The organism is Vibrio satsumensis, assembly GCF_050337435.1.
Classification (GTDB): domain Bacteria; phylum Pseudomonadota; class Gammaproteobacteria; order Enterobacterales; family Vibrionaceae; genus Vibrio; species Vibrio satsumensis.
In genome coordinates, this window is the sequence record NZ_JAKJSX010000004.1 from 592,986 (window position 1) to 616,260 (window position 23,275).

The 23,275-nt window shown below is 45.4% G+C and carries 24 protein-coding genes; 4 read left to right on the forward strand and 20 right to left on the reverse strand.

Annotated elements, in window-relative coordinates:
• Positions 1-26: 26 nt before the first annotated feature.
• The 6 genes from L4C44_RS05630 to iolE form a co-directional block, all read right to left on the reverse strand.
• The gene (locus L4C44_RS05630) at positions 27-854 is read right to left on the reverse strand and encodes a class II fructose-bisphosphate aldolase (protein WP_061019696.1); all 828 of its coding nucleotides are present in this window, start codon (positions 852-854) and stop codon (positions 27-29) included.
• Positions 855-865: 11 nt separating this feature from the next.
• Entirely contained in the window at positions 866-1,738 is an 873-nt protein-coding gene (locus L4C44_RS05635) for a 5-deoxy-glucuronate isomerase (protein WP_428804560.1), read from the reverse strand.
• 199 nt (positions 1,739-1,937) lie between these two features.
• A complete protein-coding gene (gene iolC, locus L4C44_RS05640) occupies positions 1,938-2,924 on the reverse strand; it encodes a 5-dehydro-2-deoxygluconokinase (protein WP_017111573.1) in 987 nt (328 codons plus the stop codon).
• Between the two features lie 9 nt (positions 2,925-2,933).
• The gene (locus L4C44_RS05645; protein ID WP_428804561.1) at positions 2,934-4,112 is read right to left on the reverse strand and encodes a Gfo/Idh/MocA family protein; all 1,179 of its coding nucleotides are present in this window, start codon (positions 4,110-4,112) and stop codon (positions 2,934-2,936) included.
• Between the two features lie 88 nt (positions 4,113-4,200).
• Complete coding sequence (iolD, locus tag L4C44_RS05650) at positions 4,201-6,072, reverse strand: 3D-(3,5/4)-trihydroxycyclohexane-1,2-dione acylhydrolase (decyclizing) (RefSeq protein ID WP_428804562.1); 1,872 nt, start codon at positions 6,070-6,072, stop codon at positions 4,201-4,203.
• Positions 6,073-6,186: 114 nt separating this feature from the next.
• Positions 6,187-7,080, reverse strand: coding sequence for a myo-inosose-2 dehydratase (iolE, locus tag L4C44_RS05655; RefSeq protein ID WP_428779851.1), 894 nt, complete (start codon positions 7,078-7,080; stop codon positions 6,187-6,189).
• A gap of 558 nt (positions 7,081-7,638) precedes the next feature.
• Between iolE and L4C44_RS05660 the strand changes: the two genes are divergently transcribed.
• Both L4C44_RS05660 and L4C44_RS05665 read left to right on the forward strand, forming a co-directional pair.
• Entirely contained in the window at positions 7,639-9,081 is a 1,443-nt protein-coding gene (locus tag L4C44_RS05660) for a sugar porter family MFS transporter (protein WP_428804563.1), read from the forward strand.
• Positions 9,082-9,148: 67 nt separating this feature from the next.
• Positions 9,149-10,036 carry a LysR family transcriptional regulator gene (locus L4C44_RS05665; protein WP_086712489.1) on the forward strand — a complete coding sequence of 296 codons (888 nt, stop codon included), beginning with the start codon at positions 9,149-9,151 and terminating at the stop codon, positions 10,034-10,036.
• A 111-nt stretch (positions 10,037-10,147) separates the two neighbouring features.
• Here the strand turns inward: L4C44_RS05665 and L4C44_RS05670 are convergent, their stop codons facing one another.
• The 14 genes from L4C44_RS05670 to phnC form a co-directional block, all read right to left on the reverse strand.
• Positions 10,148-10,789, reverse strand: a complete 642-nt coding sequence (locus L4C44_RS05670; RefSeq protein WP_332414097.1) for a DapH/DapD/GlmU-related protein — start codon at positions 10,787-10,789, stop codon at positions 10,148-10,150.
• A complete protein-coding gene (gene phnP / locus L4C44_RS05675; RefSeq protein WP_428804564.1) occupies positions 10,786-11,553 on the reverse strand; it encodes a phosphonate metabolism protein PhnP in 768 nt (255 codons plus the stop codon). The genes L4C44_RS05670 and phnP overlap by 4 nt, the downstream gene beginning before the upstream one ends.
• Complete coding sequence (gene phnN, locus L4C44_RS05680) at positions 11,550-12,206, reverse strand: ribose 1,5-bisphosphokinase (RefSeq protein WP_428804565.1); 657 nt, start codon at positions 12,204-12,206, stop codon at positions 11,550-11,552. The genes phnP and phnN overlap by 4 nt, the downstream gene beginning before the upstream one ends.
• A 3-nt stretch (positions 12,207-12,209) precedes the next feature.
• Positions 12,210-13,343: an alpha-D-ribose 1-methylphosphonate 5-triphosphate diphosphatase gene (gene phnM, locus L4C44_RS05685; protein ID WP_192891841.1), complete on the reverse strand. Its 1,134-nt coding sequence runs from the start codon at positions 13,341-13,343 to the stop codon at positions 12,210-12,212.
• Positions 13,344-13,358: 15 nt separating this feature from the next.
• Positions 13,359-14,084, reverse strand: a complete 726-nt coding sequence (gene phnL, locus L4C44_RS05690; RefSeq protein WP_428804566.1) for a phosphonate C-P lyase system protein PhnL — start codon at positions 14,082-14,084, stop codon at positions 13,359-13,361.
• Positions 14,085-14,094: 10 nt separating this feature from the next.
• Entirely contained in the window at positions 14,095-14,922 is an 828-nt protein-coding gene (phnK, locus tag L4C44_RS05695; RefSeq protein ID WP_428804567.1) for a phosphonate C-P lyase system protein PhnK, read from the reverse strand.
• The gene (locus tag L4C44_RS05700) at positions 14,919-15,839 is read right to left on the reverse strand and encodes an alpha-D-ribose 1-methylphosphonate 5-phosphate C-P-lyase PhnJ (RefSeq protein WP_428804568.1); all 921 of its coding nucleotides are present in this window, start codon (positions 15,837-15,839) and stop codon (positions 14,919-14,921) included. The genes phnK and L4C44_RS05700 overlap by 4 nt, the downstream gene beginning before the upstream one ends.
• Complete coding sequence (locus L4C44_RS05705) at positions 15,836-16,942, reverse strand: carbon-phosphorus lyase complex subunit (RefSeq protein WP_428804569.1); 1,107 nt, start codon at positions 16,940-16,942, stop codon at positions 15,836-15,838. The genes L4C44_RS05700 and L4C44_RS05705 overlap by 4 nt, the downstream gene beginning before the upstream one ends.
• On the reverse strand, positions 16,927-17,547 hold the full coding sequence (gene phnH, locus L4C44_RS05710; RefSeq protein ID WP_428804570.1) for a phosphonate C-P lyase system protein PhnH: 621 nt from the start codon (positions 17,545-17,547) through the stop codon (positions 16,927-16,929). Before phnH ends, L4C44_RS05705 begins: the two co-directional genes overlap by 16 nt.
• 143 nt (positions 17,548-17,690) lie before the next feature.
• Positions 17,691-18,137, reverse strand: a complete 447-nt coding sequence (gene phnG, locus L4C44_RS05715) for a phosphonate C-P lyase system protein PhnG (RefSeq protein ID WP_428804571.1) — start codon at positions 18,135-18,137, stop codon at positions 17,691-17,693.
• Positions 18,138-18,833 carry a phosphonate metabolism transcriptional regulator PhnF gene (gene phnF / locus L4C44_RS05720; RefSeq protein WP_428804572.1) on the reverse strand — a complete coding sequence of 232 codons (696 nt, stop codon included), beginning with the start codon at positions 18,831-18,833 and terminating at the stop codon, positions 18,138-18,140.
• A gap of 68 nt (positions 18,834-18,901) precedes the next feature.
• Positions 18,902-19,690 carry a phosphonate ABC transporter, permease protein PhnE gene (gene phnE, locus L4C44_RS05725; protein WP_192891833.1) on the reverse strand — a complete coding sequence of 263 codons (789 nt, stop codon included), beginning with the start codon at positions 19,688-19,690 and terminating at the stop codon, positions 18,902-18,904.
• Between the two features lie 50 nt (positions 19,691-19,740).
• Positions 19,741-20,742 carry a phosphonate ABC transporter substrate-binding protein gene (phnD, locus tag L4C44_RS05730; protein WP_086712477.1) on the reverse strand — a complete coding sequence of 334 codons (1,002 nt, stop codon included), beginning with the start codon at positions 20,740-20,742 and terminating at the stop codon, positions 19,741-19,743.
• 16 nt (positions 20,743-20,758) lie between these two features.
• Positions 20,759-21,571 carry a phosphonate ABC transporter ATP-binding protein gene (gene phnC / locus L4C44_RS05735; protein ID WP_428804573.1) on the reverse strand — a complete coding sequence of 271 codons (813 nt, stop codon included), beginning with the start codon at positions 21,569-21,571 and terminating at the stop codon, positions 20,759-20,761.
• 596 nt (positions 21,572-22,167) lie between these two features.
• Between phnC and L4C44_RS05740 the strand changes: the two genes are divergently transcribed.
• A complete protein-coding gene (locus L4C44_RS05740; protein WP_017111553.1) occupies positions 22,168-22,833 on the forward strand; it encodes a helix-turn-helix transcriptional regulator in 666 nt (221 codons plus the stop codon).
• Between the two features lie 24 nt (positions 22,834-22,857).
• Positions 22,858-23,241: a RidA family protein gene (locus L4C44_RS05745; RefSeq protein WP_086712475.1), complete on the forward strand. Its 384-nt coding sequence runs from the start codon at positions 22,858-22,860 to the stop codon at positions 23,239-23,241.
• Positions 23,242-23,275: the final 34 nt, after the last annotated feature.

The window sequence follows — 23,275 nt, forward strand, 5'->3', positions numbered from 1 at the left end:
AAGCTTTGACACTTGGGGTATTAATTCTAAGATAAAAGTTCGAAGTTTCGAATCGCTTCGTCTTTTACGTACGGCATTGCTTTTTGCATGAAGTAAATTCTATCAAACTTCTCTGGTTCATCATTCATATAGCCACGTAGATTGTTGCCTAAGGCTTGACGTAAGCAGGTGCCGATATTGAACTTAGAGACACGACTTTGCTTAAGTCTCGCCATATCCTCGTCTCGAATCCCACTAGCCCCATGTATCACCAGTGGTATCGTCACTTCGGCCGCAATACGATCAAGTAAGCCAAAATCAATAGTGCATGTTGGTTCGGTTAGACGGTGGACATTCCCGACAGAAATCGCGACGCAATCAGCACCACTTTCGCGAGCAAACCTAGCGGCATCAGCAGGGCTAGTATCTATCGTTTTGATATGGTCACGACCTTCATCGTATGGAACAGAGCCAATCTCGCCCTCTACTGAAGCACCCAATGCATGAGCAACATCTGCGACTTTGCGAGTTCGAGCTATGTTCTCTTCTAGACTCAGCTGTGAACCATCAAACATCACCGAGCTGAACCCCGCCTTTAATGCTCGATATACAATGTCTTCTTCATAGGTATGATCAAGGTGCAGACAAACTGGCACTGTGCTTTTAGTTGCTAGACCTAAAAACATCGCAGCTGCAGTTTCTACCCCATAAAAATCAACAACATCTTTGTTACACGCTAAGATAACCGGTTTGTTCACTTCTTCCGCAGCCTCTACGACTGCGCGAGCATCTTCAAAGCCGAAGACATTAAAGCAGGGAACTGAGTAATTTGATGCCGCTGCATCAGGTAATAAATCGTTTAAATTAACCAACATAACGCTTCCCTCTACTTAAACTTGGCGATCATATCCTTGATGCCTGGAATGGTTTCAACCTGATATTCATGGTGAGGGTCAAAATGCTGAATCAAAGACTTTGACGTTTTCCCTACGATGATAGTGAAGTAATACATTTCATAACCCGGCGCAGCTACACTTGGGTGGTAACCCTTGTCAATCGCAATCACTGAACCCGTACGAACGTGATAAACAGGACCGAAATCGTCTTCATGCTCGTATAAAAACTGTGCGCCGAAACCAAAATCTGGATTAAAACGGAATTGATACACCTCTTCGTACAATGTCTCTTTGCTGCCGTCTTCTTTGACACGGTCTTCATCATGCTTATGCGGAGGAAAACCAGACCAACCACCAGCACCAACCGTAAATAGCTCACTGACAAGCAAACGGCCACGTTTGTCTGCGTTACTTTGCCCAAGCACATGTTTAATCTTACGGTGTGTTTTTGTATCATCTGAACCGTATTGAACCATTTCAACTTCATCAGCACGAACGCAGAACGGTTCTAATGATGCGTCAAATTTACCACCAGCAATCATCACATCAGCGTTGTCACTTACACAGTCAATGGTCGCTGTATAGCCAAGCGGCACATAAACAGACTCAGGTTCACCGTCCCATACAGTGCGACGCTTACCGATATTGTCAAAGACTTGAGGCTCATCGACACCGTTACTCACTGTGATACAACACGTACCACCAGCAAGTACAACTACTGACTCATACCCTTCAACGGTATGGGTGTGTTGCTCACTTTGGCTTAAGTGAACCTGGTTGAAATAACAAAGTGGTGTAACCTCATCGTTAACATCAATGATTGGCTGGTTCTGATTATTAAATGGGGGTATATGCTTACCCATAATCCTTTCTCCTCATTCGTCGAGTCGTCATTGCAACTCAACATAGTTCTTATTATTTAATTCAAAACGAATAAAAATGTCGGACCGAGATGGTTCGTAATCCAAAGCGTATTAATGACTGAACGTATTAATGACTAAGCAAATTACCGATCCGACTGACTCATCCCTTGATTTGTAAAGAAGGTTTAAGTCAAAAGCGTTACGCTCGACTCTCAATGAAATCGAGTAGTTCTTCTTTCGTTGGCATTGCTTCAGTGCAGCTTTCACCACTCACATTGATTGCCGCAGCAGCCGATCCGTGACGAACACCGTCTTCAAGTTCACCATCATTGATGAGCGTCCAGATAAGACCGCCAGCAAACGAATCTCCAGAACCAAATGGTTTGTTCACTTTGACTCGAAAGATGCCTTGTTCAAACTTATAGCCATCTTTGCAATACACTTTAGAACCCAACTCTCCAGCCTTAATCACAACCACTTGAGTGTTTTCACGTAGAAATCGTTCTGCCGTTTGGTCATCATCTTGATTGCCCGGTGCCAGGACCGTTTCCATCATGTCAAACTCTTCACGATTGCCGATAACAATGTCAGATAGCCCCGCAGCGATACCGTAATAAATGGACGCATCGACATCTGTGCGCCAAGAATATGGACGGTAGTCCACATCAAGAATCACTATAGTGCCCGCTCTACGAGCATGTTCCATAGCAATGAGCGTAGCTTCACGGCTTGGGCTCTCAGAAAGTGCAGTACCCGTTACAACCAAAGTCTTGGAACTTGCGATGTAATCTGCGCTCACCTGTTCTGGTTTTATGGTTAAGTCTGATGCGTTGTTTCTATAAATCAGAACTGTACAGTCGCTTGGCTTCATCTCGGTAAATGCAACAGAAGTTCGAGAACCTGTGTCATCAGTCATCATTCCGTCAAGGTTGATACCCTGCTCTTGCATGTAACCTTTTACGTAGTCACCGAACGCGTCATTTGCCACGCAACCAATAAAGCCTGTCCTACCACCCAAACGACTAACTGCTACTGCGATATTTGCTGCAGAACCGCCAACGAATTTGTTAAAGCCTGAAATATCAGCCATGTCCGTATTGAATTCGCGAGCATAGAGATCAACGCCAGCTCGGCCTAATACGATGGCATCCAGCTTGCGATCTTTTGGAAGTGCAATCTTTGTCATAGTCAGTTCCTATCTGCTGTATTCAACCCAAGCAGCGTTTTGGTCCGCAGACTCCACGCACTTCTCACATAAACGAACACCTTCGATACCCGCATCAATACCAGGGAACCAAATATCAGATAGCGCTTGCTGGTCGTCACGGTCTGCCGCGTCAAACGCAAGCGCGAAACGATGATAAAGGTTCGCCCAAGACTCGAAGTAGCCTTCCGCATGACCACCGCCCACGCGATTCACAGCAACGCCAGGCGCATCTTGGTGCAAGTACCCCATACCACGCTCAAGAATACGCGATGGCTCACCTTGCACTTCTAAGCGCAGTTGGTTGGGTTGCTCATCCCACCATTCAATTGATGCTTTAGAGCCTACGATTCTAATTTTTTGTTGGTGCATAGAGCCAGCATTCACCGCAGAAGCCCAAAGTGTGCCTACTGCGCCACCTTTGAATTCCATCATTACGTGTGCGTTATCTTCTAACGGTGTACGTGACTTAATAAAGCTCTGACGCATACACGCTAAACGATCGACTTCAAGGCCAGTCATCACTTCACACAAGTAAAATGCGTGCGTACCGATATCACCCAGTACATACGTTGGACCTGAAACTTCAGGGCTCACGCGCCATTTCAAGCCTGGATCATTAAGTTCGTACTCTTCGTTATGAAAACCATGAGCAAACTGCATATTAATAACGCGGATGTCACCTAAGTCACCACGCTGTACCATTTCACGAGCTTGTTGAACCATAGGGAAACCGCTGTAGCCATACATCACGCCAATCACTCGATTGTTTTGCTCAGCGATAACTTTTAACTCTTCCGCTTCTTCTGATGTAAATGTGATAGGTTTTTCACAAACAACATGAAGGTTTGCCTCGAGTGCCGCCTTACAGATTTCATAGTGTGTAGAATTTGGCGTCGCAATAGACACGGCTTGAATCCCATCTTCACGTTGTGATTCTGCTGCGAACATCTCTTTATAATTCGCATAACAACGCTCAGGGTCTAACCCTAAGTTGGTTCCAAAATCTCTGCAGCGCTCAGCATCTAAATCAAAAGCGCCAGCAACGAGCTTAAAGAGTCCATCTCGTTGTGCTGCATTTCGGTGTGAATAACCAATCTGACTGCCACGTCCCCCACCAATCATTGCCCAGCGTAGAGGTTGTTCAAAACGACGTTCTTCATTAAACATAATCTTGCTCCGTTACCTGATACATCGACTGATTGAGTGATGTATCAGTGGTTAAAGTTATTGTGATTTTAATTTTGAATATTCTTGATTAAACACCGCGACGCTGAGCCGCACGTCCTTCTTCCCAATCAGCGACTTTCTTTGCAGTCTCTTCGTTACGTGTAACCTCAGGAAGCCCTACTTCCCACCAGCAATCACATTTCGACCATGCCGCTGGAGATACTGGGTCAATGTCCACAACGATAACGTAGGTACGGTCAGCTTCTTTCGCTCTTGCGAATGCAGCATCAAAGTCGGTAATCGAGGTCAATTTTTCGCTGATGGCACCTTGTGCTTCTGCATGCTTTGCAAAGTCAACGCGAGCTAACTCTCCGTCCGGACGGCGACAATCTTCCAGCAGGTTATTGAATGATTCATTACCCGTATTATTCTGAAGCTTGTTAATAACAGCGAAGCCGCCATTGTCACAAACGACAACGATCATTTTGTGGCCAGTAAGAACCGACGAGTAAATATCTGAATTTTGAATGAGGTACGAACCATCACCGACAAGAACCACAACATCATTATCTGGGTTTGCGATTTTCGCCCCCCAACCACCCGCGATCTCATAACCCATACACGAGTACCCAAAGTCGATATCAAATTTACCGATTTGGTAGTTCTGCCAGTTCATGGACAGTTCAGCAGGCAATCCGCCAGCGGCAGTTAATACTGTATCGCCCTCTTCCATACTGCGGTTTAGCTTGCCAATCACTTCAGCATAAGAAGAGGTGCCTTCAAGCAATTCACCGGCTTGTGGGTGAGTACGACGTTGAACTAACGCTTTCCACTCATCGGCTTCTACTTTCGCTTTTTCAGACCACTCATCACCTGATCGCCAGTCAGCTAAAAGACAAGACAATTTCGTCATACTGTTTTTCGCATCACCAATAACGGGATAAGAGCGATGTTTAATTGCGTCAAATTTAGCCACATTGATGCTGATTAGCTGCATTTCTGGATTTTTAAATACGCTCCAAGATCCCGTAGTGAAATCTTGTAGACGTGTACCAATCGCGAGTACAACATCTGCTTCGTTAGCCATATGGTTAGCAGAGTTAGACCCCGTTACGCCAATAGGCCCAGCATTGAGTGGATTGTCTTGCAGCATGGTGGCACGGCCTGCGATAGTTTCGACAACAGGGATGTTATGCTTAGCTGCGAACGCAGCTAGTTCATCGGTTGCAAGCGAGTAATGCACTCCGCCACCTGAAATAATCAAAGGCTTCTTCGCTTTAATTAAGATATCTTTCGCTTCTTCTAATACGACCGTTTCCGGCTCGGGGCGGCGAATACGATGACATTTCTCTTCGAAAAATATCTCTGGGAAATCATAAGCAATACCTTGAACATCTTGCGGTAATCCAAGAAAAACAGGTCCACAAGTCGCAGGGTCAAGCATAGTATCTAGTGCTTGTGGAAGCGTATGCATCAATTGAGCTGGCGACAAAACGCGATCCCAGTAACGAGTCAATGGTTTGAATGCGTCGTTAGAGGTCACCGATGGATCTTCAAAGTTTTCTGGCTGTTGTAAGACTGGATCTGGAAGACGGCTTACATAAGCATCACCAGAGATAAGTAATAATGGCAGGCGGTTTGTATGGGCAATACCTGCAGCAGTCACCATATTAGTGGCGCCAGGGCCAATTGAGCTAGTCGCAATACCTATACGTTGACGTTTATTTGCTTTTGCATAAGCGATAGCAGCCGTAGCCATTGATTGCTCGTTTTGACCACGCCACGTTGGAATTTTTTCTTCGATGTTTTTTAGCTGTTGACCAAAACATGTCACATTACCGTGACCAAAAATGGCGAAAGCAGCACCAAATAATTGCTCTTCTTTTCCATCGACTACAATTTTCTGCGCTGCAAGATAATTAGCTAAGGCTTCAGCAACGGTTAGGCGTACAGTTTTCATCTTCTTCCTCGATCTTTCTGATACGTAATTGGCGTGTTATCTTGCCAACTACGTATTGTCCATGTGTCGACTCTGGCTTATTGGTGGGATAGCCCTTCAATAAGCCATTTGTTATTACAAGCCGTATTTATTTGCGTAACCCGTGATGTTCTCGTAAGCCGTTTTAGCAAACGTAAGCGGATGTGCTTTAGCGGGATCTTGTTCCGCTTCTACCAGTAGCCAGCCTTCATAATTACGCGCTTTTAGTGCAGCAAACACATCGTCGTAATTCACATCACCTGTGCCAGGAACAGTGAATACCCCATCAAGCACTGCGTTTAAAAATGATTTATCAGCATCACGAGCTGCGTTCATAACTTCAATACGAAGGTCTTTAAAATGCATATGACCGATACGATGACCCCAACGCTCAATAACATTGACAGGGTTGCCACCACCATAAGTAATGTGGCCTGTATCAAGTGTCAGATAAACAGAATCACCTGTAGCTTCCATCAAACGATTGATATCTTGTTCTGTCTCCACAATCGTTCCTACGTGATGGTGGAAAGAAAGCTTAATGTCATGTTTATTCAACAGATAATCAGCAACAGTAGTTAGTTTTTCAGCGTAAGTTTTCCACTCTTCCTCAGTCAGAATCACACGAGATGATAACGGCTTGCTGATGTCGCCATGCACTGTATTGCTCACTTCGCCATAAACCATCGCTTTGCAACCAGCAGCTTTAAGCAGCAATATATGACCTTGCATTTCTGCAATTTCTTCTTCTGCAGTTAATGTCATCAAATTTCCGCTGAACCAACCAGATGCCAATACTAGGTTGTGATTTTTCAACAAAGGAATAAGAGTTTCCGGATCTCTCGGGTATTTAGTGCCTAGCTCGGTACCAGTAAAGCCAGACTCAGACATTTCACTCAAACATGTCTCCAACGGGATCTCACCACCCAGTTCTGGCATGTCATCGTTTGTCCAAGTTAAAGGGCTAATTCCGTATTGAACTTTGCTCATGGTCGTACTCCAAAATTTTTATATTTAATGTACTTAGGCCAACTAATTTTCAATTAGATTGTTTCGCTGCATCTGATTGAAACTTTGACCATACAGGTTTGCTTCACTGAGACTCAATATAATCCAAACCAAACCAAATGAAAAATATTTTTCATTTTGACTAATTTGTTTTTAATTTTAAAAAAAACATGAAAAAAACGAGTGTTTACGGGGGGTTCAAGAAAAGAATGGCACAGATCACAATTAATTTAATTCAACTAAAAACAATAACTTAGTTAAAATAAAACATTTGAAAAATATTTTCCACACCTTGATCAGGTTAACATTATTGACCAAAGAGACATTAATTTAATGGCCGTAGTCATTCTGAGCTATTATGATTCTCAACGTCGCTAGAATGAAAAATATTTATCAAATCTATTTATTATTATTACTAAATTCATTGGCGAGTTATTCATTCGATACTCTAACCCTACATTCACCGAGTATCGAATAATCGCCCAGCACTCGCTTATTTGATGGTTAAGAGAGTGTATGGACAATACAAAGGAGTATGTAATGTCACCTAATAATGGGACACAGTCTCACAAACATAATATCGCTTACATAGTTAGAATTTGTTGTATCGCCGCACTAGGGGGGATCCTACTCGGCTACGATACCGCCGTAATATCCGGTGCAATTGGGCCAATCAGAGATCATTTTGGTTTAACACCCGCTCAAACAGGCTGGGCAGTGTCTAGCGTAGTATTAGGAAGTATTATCGGTGCTGTATCCGCTGGAACGGTTGCCCTCAAATACGGTCGTCGAAGTGCACTCTTTTTGTCTGCTGTATTGTTTGTCATCTCCGCAATAGGTTCCGCTATCGCACCTACATTTACCATCTATGTGTTGCTCAGAATCATCGGCGGTGTGGCAGTTGGTATCGCTTGTGTGGTATCCCCAATGTACATGTCTGAGGTTGCACCAAAAGATTTTCGCGGTCGAGCAGTCAGTATGTTTCAACAATCAGCGGTTATAGGTCAAACTGGTGTGTTCTATGTTAACTATCTAATTGCGAAAGGGATGTCTGAAGCCTGGTTGGTTGATGTTGGATGGCGCTGGATGCTAGCTTCTGAAGTTTTGCCAGCGACACTGTTCGGCTGTCTATTAATCATGATTCCAGAATCCCCGCGCTGGCTAGTACTTAAAGGACAAATTGATAAGGCAAAAGAAACACTCTCTCGAATTTCCAACCCGGAACATGCAGACAGAGTTATTCTTGAGATCCAAAAATCTTTAGTTCCTGCAAATGCATCAAAAAACAGCAAAATAAGCTTACGCTCTCCCCTTCTTTTCTCCATTCTTGTCATCGGTACATTTGTTGCGGCAGCTCAGCAGCTTACTGGTATCAACGTCATTATGTATTACACACCAGAAATTCTAAAACCTATTGCGGGTGGTACCGAGAACGCGTTGTTCCAAACAACATTTGTAGGTGTGGTGTTCATTCTTGGTAACGGATTAGGTATGTACTTAATCGACAAAGTTGGTCGCCTACCGCTCATGAAATACGGAACTTTGGGCTGTGCACTCGGCATGACTATCGTTGGATATGTGCTCTATACCGGAACGGAAGGTTACGCTGCACTGTTTGCATTGTGTTTGTATGTAGTCGCTTATGCCACATCCTGGGGCTGTGCATGTTGGACGATGATCTCAGAAATCTTCCCAAACAGTATTCGTTCAAGGGCAATGGCTATCGCCGTGGGTGCACAATGGTTTACAGGATTTATTGTGACTCAAAGCTTCCCAATGCTTAACGAAAACCCATATCTAAAAGAAAACTTTAACGGCGCTTTCGCCTTTTGGGTATTCGCTGCGTTGTCCCTGATTTGTATGGTAGTCGTTGTTAAGTACGTTCCAGAGACGAAAGGAGTAGCCCTTGAAGACATGGAAAAAGTAATGGCTAAAAAATTAGGTAAAAAAGTTCCAAGTAAAACAACAGAAGCAACGGTGTAAATAGTATTAGAGGCAGGCATTTTTAAACATTGCCTGTCTTTTCGTTTGCTCGTTCTAGGAGATTTTGATGTTAGATAAAATGGCATTTTTTATTTACGTTGTACGCACAGGGTCAATTTCTGCCGCAGCGCGGAAGCTCAACATATCAGTATCAGCAGGTAGCCGTTGGCTTCAGGAACTTGAACAAAAATTTGGAATGCCACTTTATCGACGTAACAACCGCTTGTTAAAACCCACCCCTGCGGGTCAAACTTTATTTGATGAGTTTTCAGTACTCGTTGACCAATCTGAAATCATCATGCGTACCATGCAAGATTATCAAAAACACGATAAAGGTCATATTGATGTAATTTGCACCCCAGTTTATGCCAATCATTTTTTAATGAGTCACATCAGCGAATATCTCAGCACTAACCCCGATGTCACTTTTAATCTCAACATTACACCATGGGCACTTGATCATGCCGCCGACAGTGATATTACGATCAGTGCGAACGCATCCTATCAAGGCTATCGAGAAAAAGACTTACTCCTAGTTCGTCGTGAAATAATGCAGAGCCCATTTATCGTCGTCGCTTCTCCAGAGTATCTTGCTAAAAACAGTACCCCACAAAACCCTTCTGAATTAAAAACTCATTTATGTTTGTTTGCAACGACACTCACCGGAAGCAATGACTGGGTGTTTACTCAGGGTAATGAGTGCCAGATTATTAAAATCCCCAAGTCATTGGAAGTGAATGATAGTGACCTATTGCTGCAAGCTGCACTGAACGGTACTGGTATCGCTTATCTACCACGATTTTTAGTAGAAAAACATATCGATGAAAAATCGCTAGTGCCTATTTTTGAATACTATGACACCAGTATTTGGAGTTTAAATATGTACTATCAACCAGCAACAACCGCGTCCGCAGTTGCTATTCATTTTAAAGATTTCTTATTGGCCAAACACTGATGATCAAAGAACTGTTTACTTCAACTAAACAAAATGTCTACGCTAGCTCATACGCAAAAAAGCAGCCACTTAGGCTGCTTTTTTAGATTATAGCTTTAAGAGGTATCGAGTTTAAGATTGTTCAAAGTGACTCAAAAACTCTCCACAATCTTTTTGAAACAATGGCAATGCTTCAGCCAGTTTTTCATCATCCCAATGCCACCACTCAAGGCTTTCTAGTCGCTCAGCATAGCTAGGGTCATCAAAGCGAGGACGCAATACCTTGGCAGGGTTACCAACCACAATTGAGTATGGCGGTACGTCTTTCGTAACCACACTTCCCGCACCAACGATCGAACCATTACCAATCGTGATACCCGGCAGCACAATCACTCCGTGACCAATCCACACATCGTGCCCAACATGTACTTTATCTTCTTCACGCCACGAGAAAACTTCATCATCCAGTGACGTAGGATCTTCGCCTAGCTGATACTTCCCAGGGCGATAAGTGAAGTGATGTAGCGTTGGACGCCACCACGGGTGATTACTCGGATTCAAGCGAACCGACGCGGCTATTGATGTGAATTTACCTATTTCGGTAAACATCAGATTACAGTCATTTTGGATATAACTGTAATCTCCAACCAACACGTTGTTTAACACACAACGGTCGGCGATTTCAGTCCAACGCCCTAGCTCAACGTTGTGTAACTTACTGCTTTCAGCAACGCTAGGTTCGCTGTTTAAGGTTGGGGAAAGAGGTTGGCTCATAGGGTTATCTCCTCGCCATCGTTGAGAATACGCAATCGCTGCGAAAAGGCGTGTGGGTGTTGTGTTGCCCATCCAAGCATGTGGTGGCTAACATGAGTCAGGCCAAGTTTTTTCGGACGACAGTTCTCATCAATACCAAGTATGTGGTGGAAGTCATTGTGATTGGAGCTCGCTCGAACTTGAGAGTCTTCAATCGGTGGGTAGTTACAATCGGTGATCAACCAATCGACAGGAAACTCTTTCAGCCAGCGTTCGGTTTGCTTTGGCAGCCCCACAGTGTCGGTCAAATACGCTAATCGTTTTCCATTCAGTTCGAAGCAATAACCAAGGCAAAGTCTTGAATGGTTCAGAGGCAGTGGTGTGATGGTTATACCCTGCCAATCAAACGACTTAAACGCTTGAGCACGCGATGAAAAATCCAAGATACCTGGGTGTTTATAGAGATCATCACAACCAAGTGGATCATCAGGAGAAATCACTGAGATCTTATCGCCAGCGCCCCATCGAAGATCAAACAAACTATGAACATGATCCATGTGGTAATGCGTTAGTAAGATCTGGTCAATCGATCCTGCGGGGAATCGGCACATAAGATCAGGAGCATTAGCATCCAACAGTAGATACTTACCATTATGTTCAAGGAAAGCCGATGACTTTTCGCGCCTTAAGCTCGGATTTTCAAGGGCAGACACGCACACCGAACAGTCACAACCGTAAACTGGTACCATCGCGCTGTTGGCAGTGCCTAACATGGTCAACTTCATGCGACACCGCCTGCTGGTTCTGCGAGCCTTTCAGCTTGCTCTTTTAACCGAGCAAACTGCGCAATGCTCTGTTCAAGCGTGCCACTGTTATCAATACACAGTGTGTTATTGAGAGTCGACACTCCCGACACAGAGTCCACACAATAGTCCGCAGCACGTTGTAATCGAAGGGCAATCTCAGCTTCACTCTCTCGACCACGAGCTCGTAAGCGTGCCTCTAACACTTCAGGCTTAACGCTCACTACAACGGGAACTAACCGCTCCTCAAACAAGTCTCTGGCTGCATCCAAATACGCACGCGAACCATTAACCACGACACTTAAGCCCGCATCCATCCATTGATGAACCTCTTGGCCGATGCCATAGCTCATGCCGTGAGCCTGCCAACTCATTGCAAACATGTTGCGCGAGTAGCGAATAAAGAATTCATCCTCACTGAGTTCTACATGGTTTTCTCCACCAGCATCGGCCGCACGTGTAATGTAGCGATGAGCAACCACTAAGTCTTTAACGAACTGCTCACGCAGCGCCGAGATAATCGAATCTTTCCCTGCTCCAGAAGGACCAATTACGTAATAAAGCTGACCCGGTTTGTCAGCTTTAGGGGCAGCGTTCACCACCCCATTCACATCAAATGAGTAACCTTTAGACATGGATTAGAATACCTTCTTGCCTTCGCGCCACACACGAGACACCAACTGATGACCATCAACACGATGCGCGAGCACCAAGTCAGCACGTTTACCCTCTGCAATCACACCTCGGTCGTGTAAGCCAAGGGCTTGCGCTGGATTCAACGTCGCCAGTTGCACCGCTTGTGCCATATCAAGGTGGTTACGTTCATCGTTGACCAGCGTAAACACTGCGTCTAACAAACTCACAGGGTAATAATCGGATGACAAGATATCCAACACGCCCAAAGACGCCAATTCATGTGCTGCAACATTACCGGAATGCGAACCGCCACGAATCACGTTTGGCGCTCCCATCATCACTTTCAAACCTAATTCGTGAGAGCGCTTCGCTGCTTCGACCGTGGTAGGGAATTCAGCAATCACCATACCCAACTCTTTAGATTCGGTAACATGTGCGCTAGTCGCATCATCATGACTTGCCGTTGGAATGTTCAAATCACGGCACTGACGAGTGATCTCATCACGATTCTGTTTCGACCAACGTTCAGACTGAGCAACTTGGTCTTTTTCATACACCGCCATCTCAGCATCCGTCATGTTGTATTTACCTTGATAGTAAGTGCGGTACTTATCTAGATTTACAAACTGACGCTGACCAGGAGCGTGATCCATTACGGAGACTAACTGCACTTCTGGCATGTTCACGTAACGCTCAAACAAACCAACGGTAGTCGAGTGCGGTACTTCACAGCGCAAGTGGATACGGTGCTCAGCACGAGTTAAGCCACGCTTCTGGCTCTCGGCCACGGTATTAATAAACTGGTCAAGGTTCTCTTGGCGATTGCCATCTCGGTAATCCCCTAAAGCGACCGCATCAAGCACTGTGGTGATGCCAGAACCTATCAACTGCGTGTCGTGCGCGCTCATTGCTGAAAGCGGAGGCCAGTTCACCTTAGGCCTTGGCGTGAAATACTTCTCTAGGTTATCAGTATGCAACTCAATCAAGCCCGGCATTAAAAAGCCATTCTCACCATCAAAAGCACCTGGAAGTTGGCTTGTTGAGTCAGACATGTTGGCGATCACGCCGTCTCGCAATTCAACCGAGCCACGTACCACTTCATTTTCAAGCACCAGATTTACGTTGGTAATAATCATTTGCGTCAGCTCCCTTTACGCACACGCTGTAGTGAGTTTTTTTGGTGAAATGTCTTTTTGAAGCTTCACGTCATACAGACGGTCTGCGACTAAATCTCGTGTTGCTTCATCATGGAAAATACCGATGATTGCAGCGCCACCCGCTTTAGCTTCTTCAATCAAACTCACGACCACGGCACTGTTAGTCGCATCGAGCGAAGCGGTTGGTTCATCAAGCAGTAGGATTGGGTAATCAACAATAAAACCACGTGCGATGTTCACTCGCTGCTGTTCGCCACCAGAAAAAGTTGCTGGTGCTAAATGCCATAAATGCTCTGGGACATTTAAGCGAGTCAGCAATAACTTGGCTCTCTCTTCAGCTTCTTGCGCGCAGCCACCCATTTCCAACATAGGTTGCATCACCACTTCCAGCGCACTGATACGCGGAATCACACGCAAGAACTGGCTCACCCAACCTATGGTGTGTTTACGTACATTGATGATTTCTCTTGGTGTTGCTTTTGCAAGGTCTAGCGTGCTGCCCTGATGCACAATATTAATCGAGCCTGAGTCCACCAAGTAGTTGGCATACAGCGCGCGCAGCAGTGTGGATTTACCTGAGCCAGAGTGACCGTGTAGAACCACACACTCGCCGCTGTTTACAGAAAAGTTCGCACCAGTGAGTACAGGCAGTTCTACGCCATTTTGGTTGTGCAGCACAAAGGTTTTGCTGACGTTGTTTACGGTTAGTTTGGTATTCATGTCATCGTCCTTAATTCTGCAATACAGAAGAAACCAGCAGTTGTGTGTATGGGTGTTGAGGATCATCAAGCACTTGATCGGTAAGGCCACTTTCTACGACTTCACTACGACGCATTACCATGAGTCGATGTGCAAGCAAGCGAGCCACTGCAAGATCGTGAGTTACGATCACCACAGCTAACTCAAGCTCCGTGACTAAGCGACGAAGAAGATCGAGCAACTTGGCTTGGACCGACACATCCAAGCCGCCAGTCGGCTCATCCATGAAGATCAACTTAGGGTGAGTCACGAGATTGCGTGCGATCTGTAATCTTTGCTGCATGCCACCAGAGAAAGTCGTCGGCATGTCGTCCATTCGGTCCGTTGGGATCTCAACATCGCTAAGCCATTTCGCCGATTTCTCACGAATCTCGCCATAGTTACGTTCGCCCACGGCCATCAAGCGCTCACCAATGTTGCCGCCCGCCGATACTCGACCACGTAGGCCATCCATGGGGTGTTGATGCACCACGCCCCACTCTGTGCGCAGCAAGTGACGGCGCTGGCTTTCCGCCATTTGATATAAGTCTTCAAGCTGAGAGATTTGCTTATCCGCATCACCACGCAAGTAAATCACTTCACCACTATCTGGTGTCTGGCGACCAGAAAGTGACTTCAACAAGGTACTTTTACCTGAGCCAGACTCACCGACAATACCCAACACTTCACCCGGGTAGAGGTCGAACGACACGTTTTGAAAGCCCTTGCCCGGTGCGTAGAGTTTGGTCAGGTTAGAGACAGACAACAATGGCTGCTCCGACGGGTTCGGTTGTTGTTGCATCTTAATCAAAGCATTCATGCGTTGTTCTCCTGTTGTTCGCGGCAGTAATCCGTATCGGAACAAACGAACATATGTGAGCCTTGGTCATCCATAACGACCTCATCAAGGAAGGTATCTTTTGAACCACAAATTGCACACGGCTCGTCCCACTTCTGAATCTCAAACGGATGGTCTTCAAAATCTAAACTCTGAACTTTGGTGTAAGGAGGAACCGCGTAGATGCGCTTTTCGCGCCCCGCACCAAACAGTTGCAATGCTGCCATGTTGTCCATTTTCGGATTGTCGAATTTAGGAATTGGTGATGGATCCATGATGTAACGATCATTCACTCTTACTGGGTAAGCGTAAGCCGTTGAGATATGGCCAAAGCGTGCGATATCTTCATACAGTTTTACATGCATGATTCCGTACTCTTGCAGCGCATGCATTTTGCGAGTTTCGGTTTCACGTGGCTCAATGAAGCGCAACGGCTCAGGGATCGGCACCTGATACACTAAGATCTGGTCTTCTTGAAGATCGACTTCTGGGATACGGTGTCGTGTCTGAATGATGCTCGCTTCGGTGGTTTTCTCAGTCGTTTTCGCACTGGCGATAGCCTTGAAGAACTCACGAATCGATACAGCATTAGTTGTATCGTCAGCACCTTGGTCGATCACTTTTAGCGTGTCTGGCTGGCCGATAATCGCCGCGGTGATCTGCACACCACCGGTTCCCCACCCGTAAGGCATGGGCATTTCACGACCGCCAAATGGAACTTGGTAACCCGGAATAGACACAGCTTTAAGCAACGCACGACGAATCATTCGCTTGGTTTGCTCGTCAAGGTAGCCATAGTTGTACCCCGTAGCCCCTACTGGGTTGTCAGATGCTGTCTCCTCAGAGTTCAATATCTGTGAAGTGTTGTCTATCGGCGCATTAAGTGTTGCTGTGTTCATGACTGACCTCCGTGTTCGTCATTAGCTGGCTGAGCCATCAATTCATCGTGCTCTTTGTGCATTTTTCTAAGCAGTTCCAATTCCGCTTGGAAATCGACGTAGTGAGGCAGTTTTAGGTGGGACACAAAGCCAGCGGCTTCAACATTGTCTGAATGAGAAAGCACAAACTCTTCATCTTGAGCTGGGCTATCAACAGGCTCATCAAACTCAGCAGCTTGCAAAGAACGATCAACCAACGCCATCGACATCGCTTTACGCTCAGTTGCACCAAACGTTAAACCGTAGCCGCGAGTGAGTTTGGCTTTCTGTTGTTTATTACCAACAAAGCCATTAATCATCTGACACTCTGTTAGCTCAATTTCACCAATATCGATGCTGAATCCAAGTTCTTCAGGTTCAATAGATAAGGTTGAAAATCCGGTACGAATCTCACCCGCGAATGGGTGATTACGACCATAGCCACGCTGAGTCGAGTAACTCAGTGCAAGTAAGAACCCTTCATCGCCACGCACCAAGTTTTGTAGGCGTGCACTTCGGTCGCATGGATAGTTCACCGGATTCATAGTGATGTCTTCGGGAGTCTGCAGGTCGTCATGTTCCATCAACATCATGTCGAGGTTTTCAAGAATACCCAATACCTGTGGACAAGGTTCAGACTCAGCGACATCTTGAGTTGGGATTTGGGGAGCCTCACCTTCTGCAAGCAAGCTAAAATCCAACAATCGATGTGTGTAATCGTAGGTTGGACCTAAGATTTGGCCGCCAGGTAAATCTTTATAGGTTGCCGAAATACGGCGCTCGATTCGCATAGCGCTCGTATCGACAGGTTGCGCTGTGATCAAGCGAGGTAATGTAGTTCGATAAGCGCGTAACAAGAAAATCGCTTCGACAAGATCGCCAGCCGCTTGTTTGATTGCTAATGCCGCAAGTTGTTTGTCATAAATACCGCCTTCCGTCATCACTCGGTCCACCGAACCCGACAACTGCTCTTGAATCTGCTCTACAGTCAGCTCTGGAAGCTCTGGATTACCGCGACGCTTCTTGGCTTGCAGTTGGTGCGCCAAGCTAATCGCCTTTTCCCCACCCTTTACAGCAACGTACATGATGTCGCCTCCACTTTGGTTGTACGAGGCAGACACAGCACTTGCTGCTCTGCGACAAAGATAAAATCAACACCTAATGGGAACTTCACCAATGATTGACGTTCTTTAAGGTAAGCAATAAAACTTTCAGGTAATCCGGTGAATGAAGCGATTTGCTCACTTTGAATGCCCGGGCCACTCAGGTGCAGCTCAGTACCAAACGTTAAGCTATCCACTTCAATAACAACCGTTGTTGAAGTATCTGGATACTCTTCGTTGCCGAGATTAAATGTCAGTTCTGACCAATCAATATCCAGTAAATCTTGCTCTGATATCACCGCAAAACTGGCCTGTTGAGGCTGCTCTACAATCGGTGCGCCAACATGAAATTTAACGTTTTCAGTGACGGCGTGGTCGGCCTGTAATGTCGCAGATAGCCAAATTGGCGTCGCATTGTCGGCCATTGAAAGTAGTGTTTGAGCAGCAGCACTCATCATTGAACCAAAGCCTTCACAACGGTTCAGTGTTACTACGGTGCCGGGTTCTGACATCGCCTTCAGCAGCAATCGAAAGCACTGCTGGCTGTCATGAACTGCATCTTGAAATGCAGGAGAAATCATACTCATTGAATTCGTTCTAACCTGTTTAATTCGTTAATCTTATTCTTGAATGACATGTGGTTCTTTTGCTTGCGAGCGAAGCTGTTCTTCTCTCCGAAACAAGCTTCTCCGCGAAGCTTTTCTTTACTAAGCCAGTCTTCTCCACGGGCCTAGTCTTCTCCGCGAACCATGGTAAAAAAGTCCACTTTGCTTGAGGCGACTTCTTGGCGACGTCGACTGTCTCGTTCGTGCTTCATCGCTGCCAACGGTTCTATAAGTTGCGCGTTGATCACTTCGGCTTGTTGCCCGTTTTGCATCAAGGCATCGACTACTGCTGCTAGCTCTGCATGCGGCTTACTTCGTCCCTGTAGGTAGCTGTAGCCAAGCTCTCCAGTTGTTAGCTTGATTACGGCTCGAGTCACGGTGACATCACCCATATTGAACTGACGACCTGTTGAGCCCATACGAGCTCGCACTTGTGCTAAACCAATCTCTGGCTGACGAACCATGGCGTATTCCACTTCTAGCCCTAATACTTCCCAGCGCGTTTTTAGTTCTGAAAACTGACTCTGCGCGAGTACTGACATCCACTTTTGTCGCTCTTTCAAAGCTGTCATTTAGTGCTCCATTACAATTTCGGTTGCGTCGGCACGGGTGTTGGAACTTGAAAATTCCGCTATCACTTGCGTGCCTTTGATTACGTTGGTGGTTTTAATTTTGAGTAGCGGAGTGCTAGTGCTGATTTGCAGTAAACGACACTCTTCATTGCTTGGGATTTTCGCCCCCACACGAGTCTCTTTTCGCTCTAAATCAGTATCCAAGCCACGCTGAATAAACTGGTGCAAAGAACCGTTGGTGAAGTTCTTGAGAATCGGCCACCACGCCAGATTCGGCAGGTAGTGGTCGATAATGGTTCTCGGTGTCTCTCCGGTTTTTCGCAGAGTACGGATGTGAATAACCTTGCTCCCCTCTTCAATCTTCAAGTAACCCGCAATTTTGGGGGATACATTGATAAGGCGAGACTGAAGCACTTCACATCGTGGCATCGCACCTTGTTCAATCAGGTTCTTGGTGAAGTGTGCTCCAGAATGAAGTCGATACTCACTTGGCTCACGAATCACCATGTTGCCTTTGCCTTGATGACGTTGAATCAATCCCGTGGATACCAACTCATCGACAGCGCGGCGAAGCGTGTGACGATTCACGGCAAAGCGCTCAGCCAGTTTGGACTCCGGAGGCAGGTAATCACCGGGAACAAAACGATCTTTCACCTCTTGTTCAAGCTGCGAAGCAATATCTAAGTAAACGGGCATAAAGTGTTCCTTCTCTATAATTCAATTACTTATCTAGACAAGTTTGCTTAAATAGACATCTAAGATGCCTAGATAAACTTCTTACGGATGATTTGAGAAACGAAGTCGATAACGCTCACCGTCACGATAACGATCGACATGATTGCTGCGGTTTGTTGTAGCTGGAAACCTGAGATAGATTGCCAAAGCAGTACACCGATACCACCCGCGCCAACCATACCTACAACCGTTGCCGAGCGAATATTCGACTCTAAGCGGTACAGCGAATATGAAATCCAGAGTGGCATCACTTGTGGAATTACACCGTATAGAATTACCTCAAATGGGTTTGCACCAGTCGCTTTCACGCCTTCCATCGGCCCGGGTTCAATCGCTTCAATGGCCTCAGCAAACAGTTTGGCAAGCACACCGGTAGTGTGAATAAACAGTGCCATCACACCAGCAAACGGTCCCAGCCCAACGACCACTACAAACAGCATCGCAAACACCATTTCGTTGATAGCGCGTAGACAATCCATCAGTCGGCGAATTGGAAATGTCACCCAGCTCGGCATCAGGTTTTCAGCACTCAGAATGCCAAATGGAATCGCTAACAGAATCGATAACACGGTTCCCCAGATCCCCACTTGAATCGTCACCAGCATTTCGCTGAAGTACACATTGCTTTCACTGAAGTCAGCTGGAAAAAAGTCTTTACCAAGCTGAACCATGTTCTCCGGGTGTTCAAAGAACATCATTGGTGCCATTTCTGCGCCTTGCCACGCCCAGCTAAGGACCAGTAGCGTTATCACAGCAATTACGCCGTTTTTAATCGACAGCTTCGATGAAGGCTCGTAACGTTGAGTTATTGCAGTCATTGTTCTCTTACTCTGTTGTTGCGCCGCCCACAGCGGCGCAATAGTTGGGATTAACCTTTCAGCGCATCAATTTCTGTTTGCAGCTGGTCGATTTCCGATTGGTATTGCGCCATGCGATCTGTTCTGTCTTTCTCGTTTAGGTTGCTGTTGTTCTCCGCTTCAACTAGCTTCTTGAACGCTTCCATTTGACGAATGGGAAGTAATTGATTGTTATCAGTTGCCGCAAATCCAGACCACGCCAATTGGTGTAGGTTCTCAAGTTGCTGTTTATTACCGTTCTTGCCGTAGTTGACAAAGAAATCACGTGCTTTCTTCTTCATATCTGCATCGAGATTCTTGCGATACGTCACCACGTCTGAAGGAATAAGCTCTGACTGCCAAACCACCTTTAGTTTTTTGAACAACTCAGGGTTGCTCTCTTCAATACGGATAAGGTTCATAGTGTGGTTAGTTGCGACGTCCACTTGATTATTCGCAACCGCCATCACATTCGAGCCGTGACTTGCAATAACAGTACGGTCAAAGTCATTTGCAGAAATTCCGTTGTTTGCGAACGCCTCAAAGTTAGGGACTAAAAAACCAGACGTAGAATTTGGGTCACCATTACCAAGTTTGAGCGTTTCGTGCTGATCGAGAACGTCTTGCAGTGTGTTGATGTTGTCATTTTCCGCATTGACGATAAGCAAGCTGTAGTAGCCTTGAAGGCCATCTTCATCGATGTAACGCGCAAATATCTCGGCATCAGCACGGTCCACCGCTTCCATTGCTGCTTTGTTGCCGTAATAGGCAAAATCAACCTTGCCAAAACGCTGCGCTTGAATGATTCCCGCGTAATCAGGGGCAAAATAGGCCTTCACTGATACCCCTAACGCCTCACCAAGATCATCTAAGAGAGGCTCCCAACGCTGACGTAAGTTTTGCTGAGCGTCGGTCGCGATAATGCCGAAGTTAATCTCTTCTTTTGCAATTGCATGGCTTGCTGTCAGCGTTGCCATAAGTGCAGTTGCTAGCGTTATCGCCTTCTTAATTCCCGACTTCATTGAATAAAACATCTTACTTCCCTGATATTTAGAACGACGCAGCAAGCACGTCAGATGGTTGAATATTTTGCGTGTCGACTGATTTTTTCGAACGGTATAAACTTTCCAATTGTGGCTTGGTCAGCTCTGCACTTTTTCCTTCGTAAAACACTTGGCCATCTTTTAAAGCCACAATGTTTTCGCAATATTTAAGTGCGTGGTCGACTTGATGAAGTGTGACGATGACTGGAATGCCCTCTTTCTGATTGATATCAGTGAGTAGCTCCATCACAACACGTGCAGACTCAGGATCGAGTGAGGCAATAGGCTCATCCGCAAATATGATTTTGGCTTTCTGCATCAAAGCTCTAGCAATCGCTACACGTTGCTGCTGACCACCAGATAGGTTACCAACACGTTGGCCCGCGAAGTCTTCCATGCCTACTCGACGCAGTGCTTCAAGTGCTTGTTGCTGCTGCTCAACCGTAAACATACCCGTTAGCGCTCTCCACTTAGGAGTAGAGCTCAATGCACCAATCAGTACGTTGGTCATCACTGATAAGCGGTTAACGAGATTGAATTGTTGGAAGATGTAACCCGCTTGTGCACGGCAGTTGCGAACATTACTGTCTGCCTTGCCATTCGCCTGCACAGTTTGACCAAGCACGTTGATTTGAGAGTCCGCGTTCTTATCACCAATGATCAAACCACTTAAATGTCGAAGCAGTGTTGATTTTCCGGAGCCCGATGGCCCAAGTAGTGCCGTCATCTTACGGCTGGTAATAGTCAGATTGATTCCATTCAACGCTTGATTTGAGCCGAATGTCTTGTTGACCTTCTTAACTTCAATGATGTTATTCATCGTCAGTGTCCCTGTTTGATTTAAGGCCACTTTGACGTCTGATTATTAAAGTTACGTGTCGGTTTATTTGCAGAAATGAAATATTTCAAGCAGTTAACTAACTTGTCTAGACAAACTTAACTCGCTGTTTTAAATGTAAAAAGAAGGAGAGATTTGATGGGGAATATCAACTTATATACAGAGGTAATTCACAGTAATTTGACAATAAAAAGCTCAATAATGACGGCAACGTCTTATAGATCTTTGATCGAGAGATAAACACCTCCAATAACTAATAAGCTCGCATATAAAAAAGCACTCCATTATGGAATGCTCGTTTCACCTCAATCATGAATTTGTTCTAGATCATTAAAGTGTTCAAAAATGCAATCTTTGATTTTAAATATTTAAACTTTGATGGGGTTTAAGAAATTAAACCATATTGAGGATAGTTTGGTGATCCTGTTCAAATTTCACTCTTAATTTCAGTTGAATTCCCGCTATTTGTTGATGTTTTAGACGCTTTTTAACGGTTTACAGAAGTTTACTGCACCTTGCTCAAATACCACCAAAGGAGTAGATTTCAGCCATCAAGTTCAAAAATGTAAACCGAAACTATGAATGTAAAACAAGTTAGATTCACCGATGAAGACAGAGAATGTTTAAGCAATTACTTCCGCTTAGCAGACACGCTCGCTGATTTGATTGGCCCCTACTGTGAAGTAGTCATTCATTCATTTGAAAGCTTAGAAAACTCGGTCGTGAAAATCGTCAACGGTCATCATACCGGTCGTGAAATCGGCTCTCCTATCACAGACTTAGGTTTACGTATGTGGAGTAAATTCGAGAAAACCGGCGAAGTTTCTCCAAAGAGTTACTTCACCAATGCAGCAGACGGTTCCCTACTTAAATCAACGACCTGTGTGCTAGCCGGACCACAGCAAAAGCCGATTGGCATGCTGTGTATCAACATGAACTTATCCTTCCCATTCCCTGAAATCGTTAAAACGTTGATGCCAACGTGCAATGTGTCTCAAACACTAGTCAGTGAGACTTTCAGCAAAAGTGCAAACGACGTGATTCAACAAGCGCTGACCGCTGCAATAAAAGAAGTGGAACAAGACGAAACGATTTCCTGCAAAAGTCGTAACAAAGCCATCATTCGTTGTTTATTTGATAACGGCGTATTTGAGCTAAAAGAGACGACGACACAAGTATCAGAACAACTTGGGATTAGCCGTCAGGCGGTTTACAAGTTTATCCGTGAATTTAAATCAGAATAAAACCAATAATTTAGGAGTTACATCGTGAAACAGATCATTGCCACTGAACAAGCACCAGCAGCTATTGGGCCTTACTCACAAGGTACGTCTTACGGCGACATGGTTTATACATCAGGTCAATTACCTCTCGTTCCAGAAACCATGCTGTTTGTTGAAGGCGGTATTAAAGAACAGGCTCGTCAGTCGCTAGAAAACTTAAAAGCTGTATTAGAAGCGAGTAACGCGGGACTGGACACAGTGCTTAAGACAACCTGCTTTTTATCTGACATGGAAAACTTCGTTGCCTTTAACGAAGTGTACACAGAGGTGTTTGGTACAGAGAACGCACCTGCTCGCTCTTGTGTTGAAGCAGCACGACTACCAAAAGACGCACTGGTTGAAGTTGAAGCCATCGCATATAAAAAATAACCGATTTAGGTATTAATGGGTATCATAGGAGATT

Bases quoted from the DNA above. Each gene is read 5' to 3' on its own strand.
- phnG (WP_428804571.1), bottom strand. From the start codon at position 18,137: ATGACAGCTTTGAAAGAGCGACAAAAGTGGATGTCAGTACTCGCGCAG.
- phnD (WP_086712477.1), bottom strand. From the start codon at position 20,742: ATGTTTTATTCAATGAAGTCGGGAATTAAGAAGGCGATAACGCTAGCA.
- iolD (WP_428804562.1), bottom strand. From the start codon at position 6,072: ATGAAAACTGTACGCCTAACCGTTGCTGAAGCCTTAGCTAATTATCTT.
- phnK (WP_428804567.1), bottom strand. From the start codon at position 14,922: ATGAATGCTTTGATTAAGATGCAACAACAACCGAACCCGTCGGAGCAG.
- L4C44_RS05665 (WP_086712489.1), top strand. From the start codon at position 9,149: ATGTTAGATAAAATGGCATTTTTTATTTACGTTGTACGCACAGGGTCA.
- phnM (WP_192891841.1), bottom strand. From the start codon at position 13,343: ATGATTATTACCAACGTAAATCTGGTGCTTGAAAATGAAGTGGTACGT.
- L4C44_RS05635 (WP_428804560.1), bottom strand. From the start codon at position 1,738: ATGGGTAAGCATATACCCCCATTTAATAATCAGAACCAGCCAATCATT.
- phnH (WP_428804570.1), bottom strand. From the start codon at position 17,547: ATGAGTATGATTTCTCCTGCATTTCAAGATGCAGTTCATGACAGCCAG.
- L4C44_RS05660 (WP_428804563.1), top strand. From the start codon at position 7,639: ATGTCACCTAATAATGGGACACAGTCTCACAAACATAATATCGCTTAC.
- L4C44_RS05670 (WP_332414097.1), bottom strand. From the start codon at position 10,789: ATGAGCCAACCTCTTTCCCCAACCTTAAACAGCGAACCTAGCGTTGCT.
- iolC (WP_017111573.1), bottom strand. From the start codon at position 2,924: ATGACAAAGATTGCACTTCCAAAAGATCGCAAGCTGGATGCCATCGTA.
- L4C44_RS05645 (WP_428804561.1), bottom strand. From the start codon at position 4,112: ATGTTTAATGAAGAACGTCGTTTTGAACAACCTCTACGCTGGGCAATG.
- phnP (WP_428804564.1), bottom strand. From the start codon at position 11,553: ATGAAGTTGACCATGTTAGGCACTGCCAACAGCGCGATGGTACCAGTT.
- iolE (WP_428779851.1), bottom strand. From the start codon at position 7,080: ATGAGCAAAGTTCAATACGGAATTAGCCCTTTAACTTGGACAAACGAT.
- L4C44_RS05630 (WP_061019696.1), bottom strand. From the start codon at position 854: ATGTTGGTTAATTTAAACGATTTATTACCTGATGCAGCGGCATCAAAT.
- L4C44_RS05700 (WP_428804568.1), bottom strand. From the start codon at position 15,839: ATGAACACAGCAACACTTAATGCGCCGATAGACAACACTTCACAGATA.
- phnL (WP_428804566.1), bottom strand. From the start codon at position 14,084: ATGAATACCAAACTAACCGTAAACAACGTCAGCAAAACCTTTGTGCTG.
- L4C44_RS05705 (WP_428804569.1), bottom strand. From the start codon at position 16,942: ATGTACGTTGCTGTAAAGGGTGGGGAAAAGGCGATTAGCTTGGCGCAC.
- phnC (WP_428804573.1), bottom strand. From the start codon at position 21,571: ATGAATAACATCATTGAAGTTAAGAAGGTCAACAAGACATTCGGCTCA.
- phnF (WP_428804572.1), bottom strand. From the start codon at position 18,833: ATGCCCGTTTACTTAGATATTGCTTCGCAGCTTGAACAAGAGGTGAAA.
- phnN (WP_428804565.1), bottom strand. From the start codon at position 12,206: ATGTCTAAAGGTTACTCATTTGATGTGAATGGGGTGGTGAACGCTGCC.
- phnE (WP_192891833.1), bottom strand. From the start codon at position 19,690: ATGACTGCAATAACTCAACGTTACGAGCCTTCATCGAAGCTGTCGATT.
- L4C44_RS05740 (WP_017111553.1), top strand. From the start codon at position 22,168: ATGAATGTAAAACAAGTTAGATTCACCGATGAAGACAGAGAATGTTTA.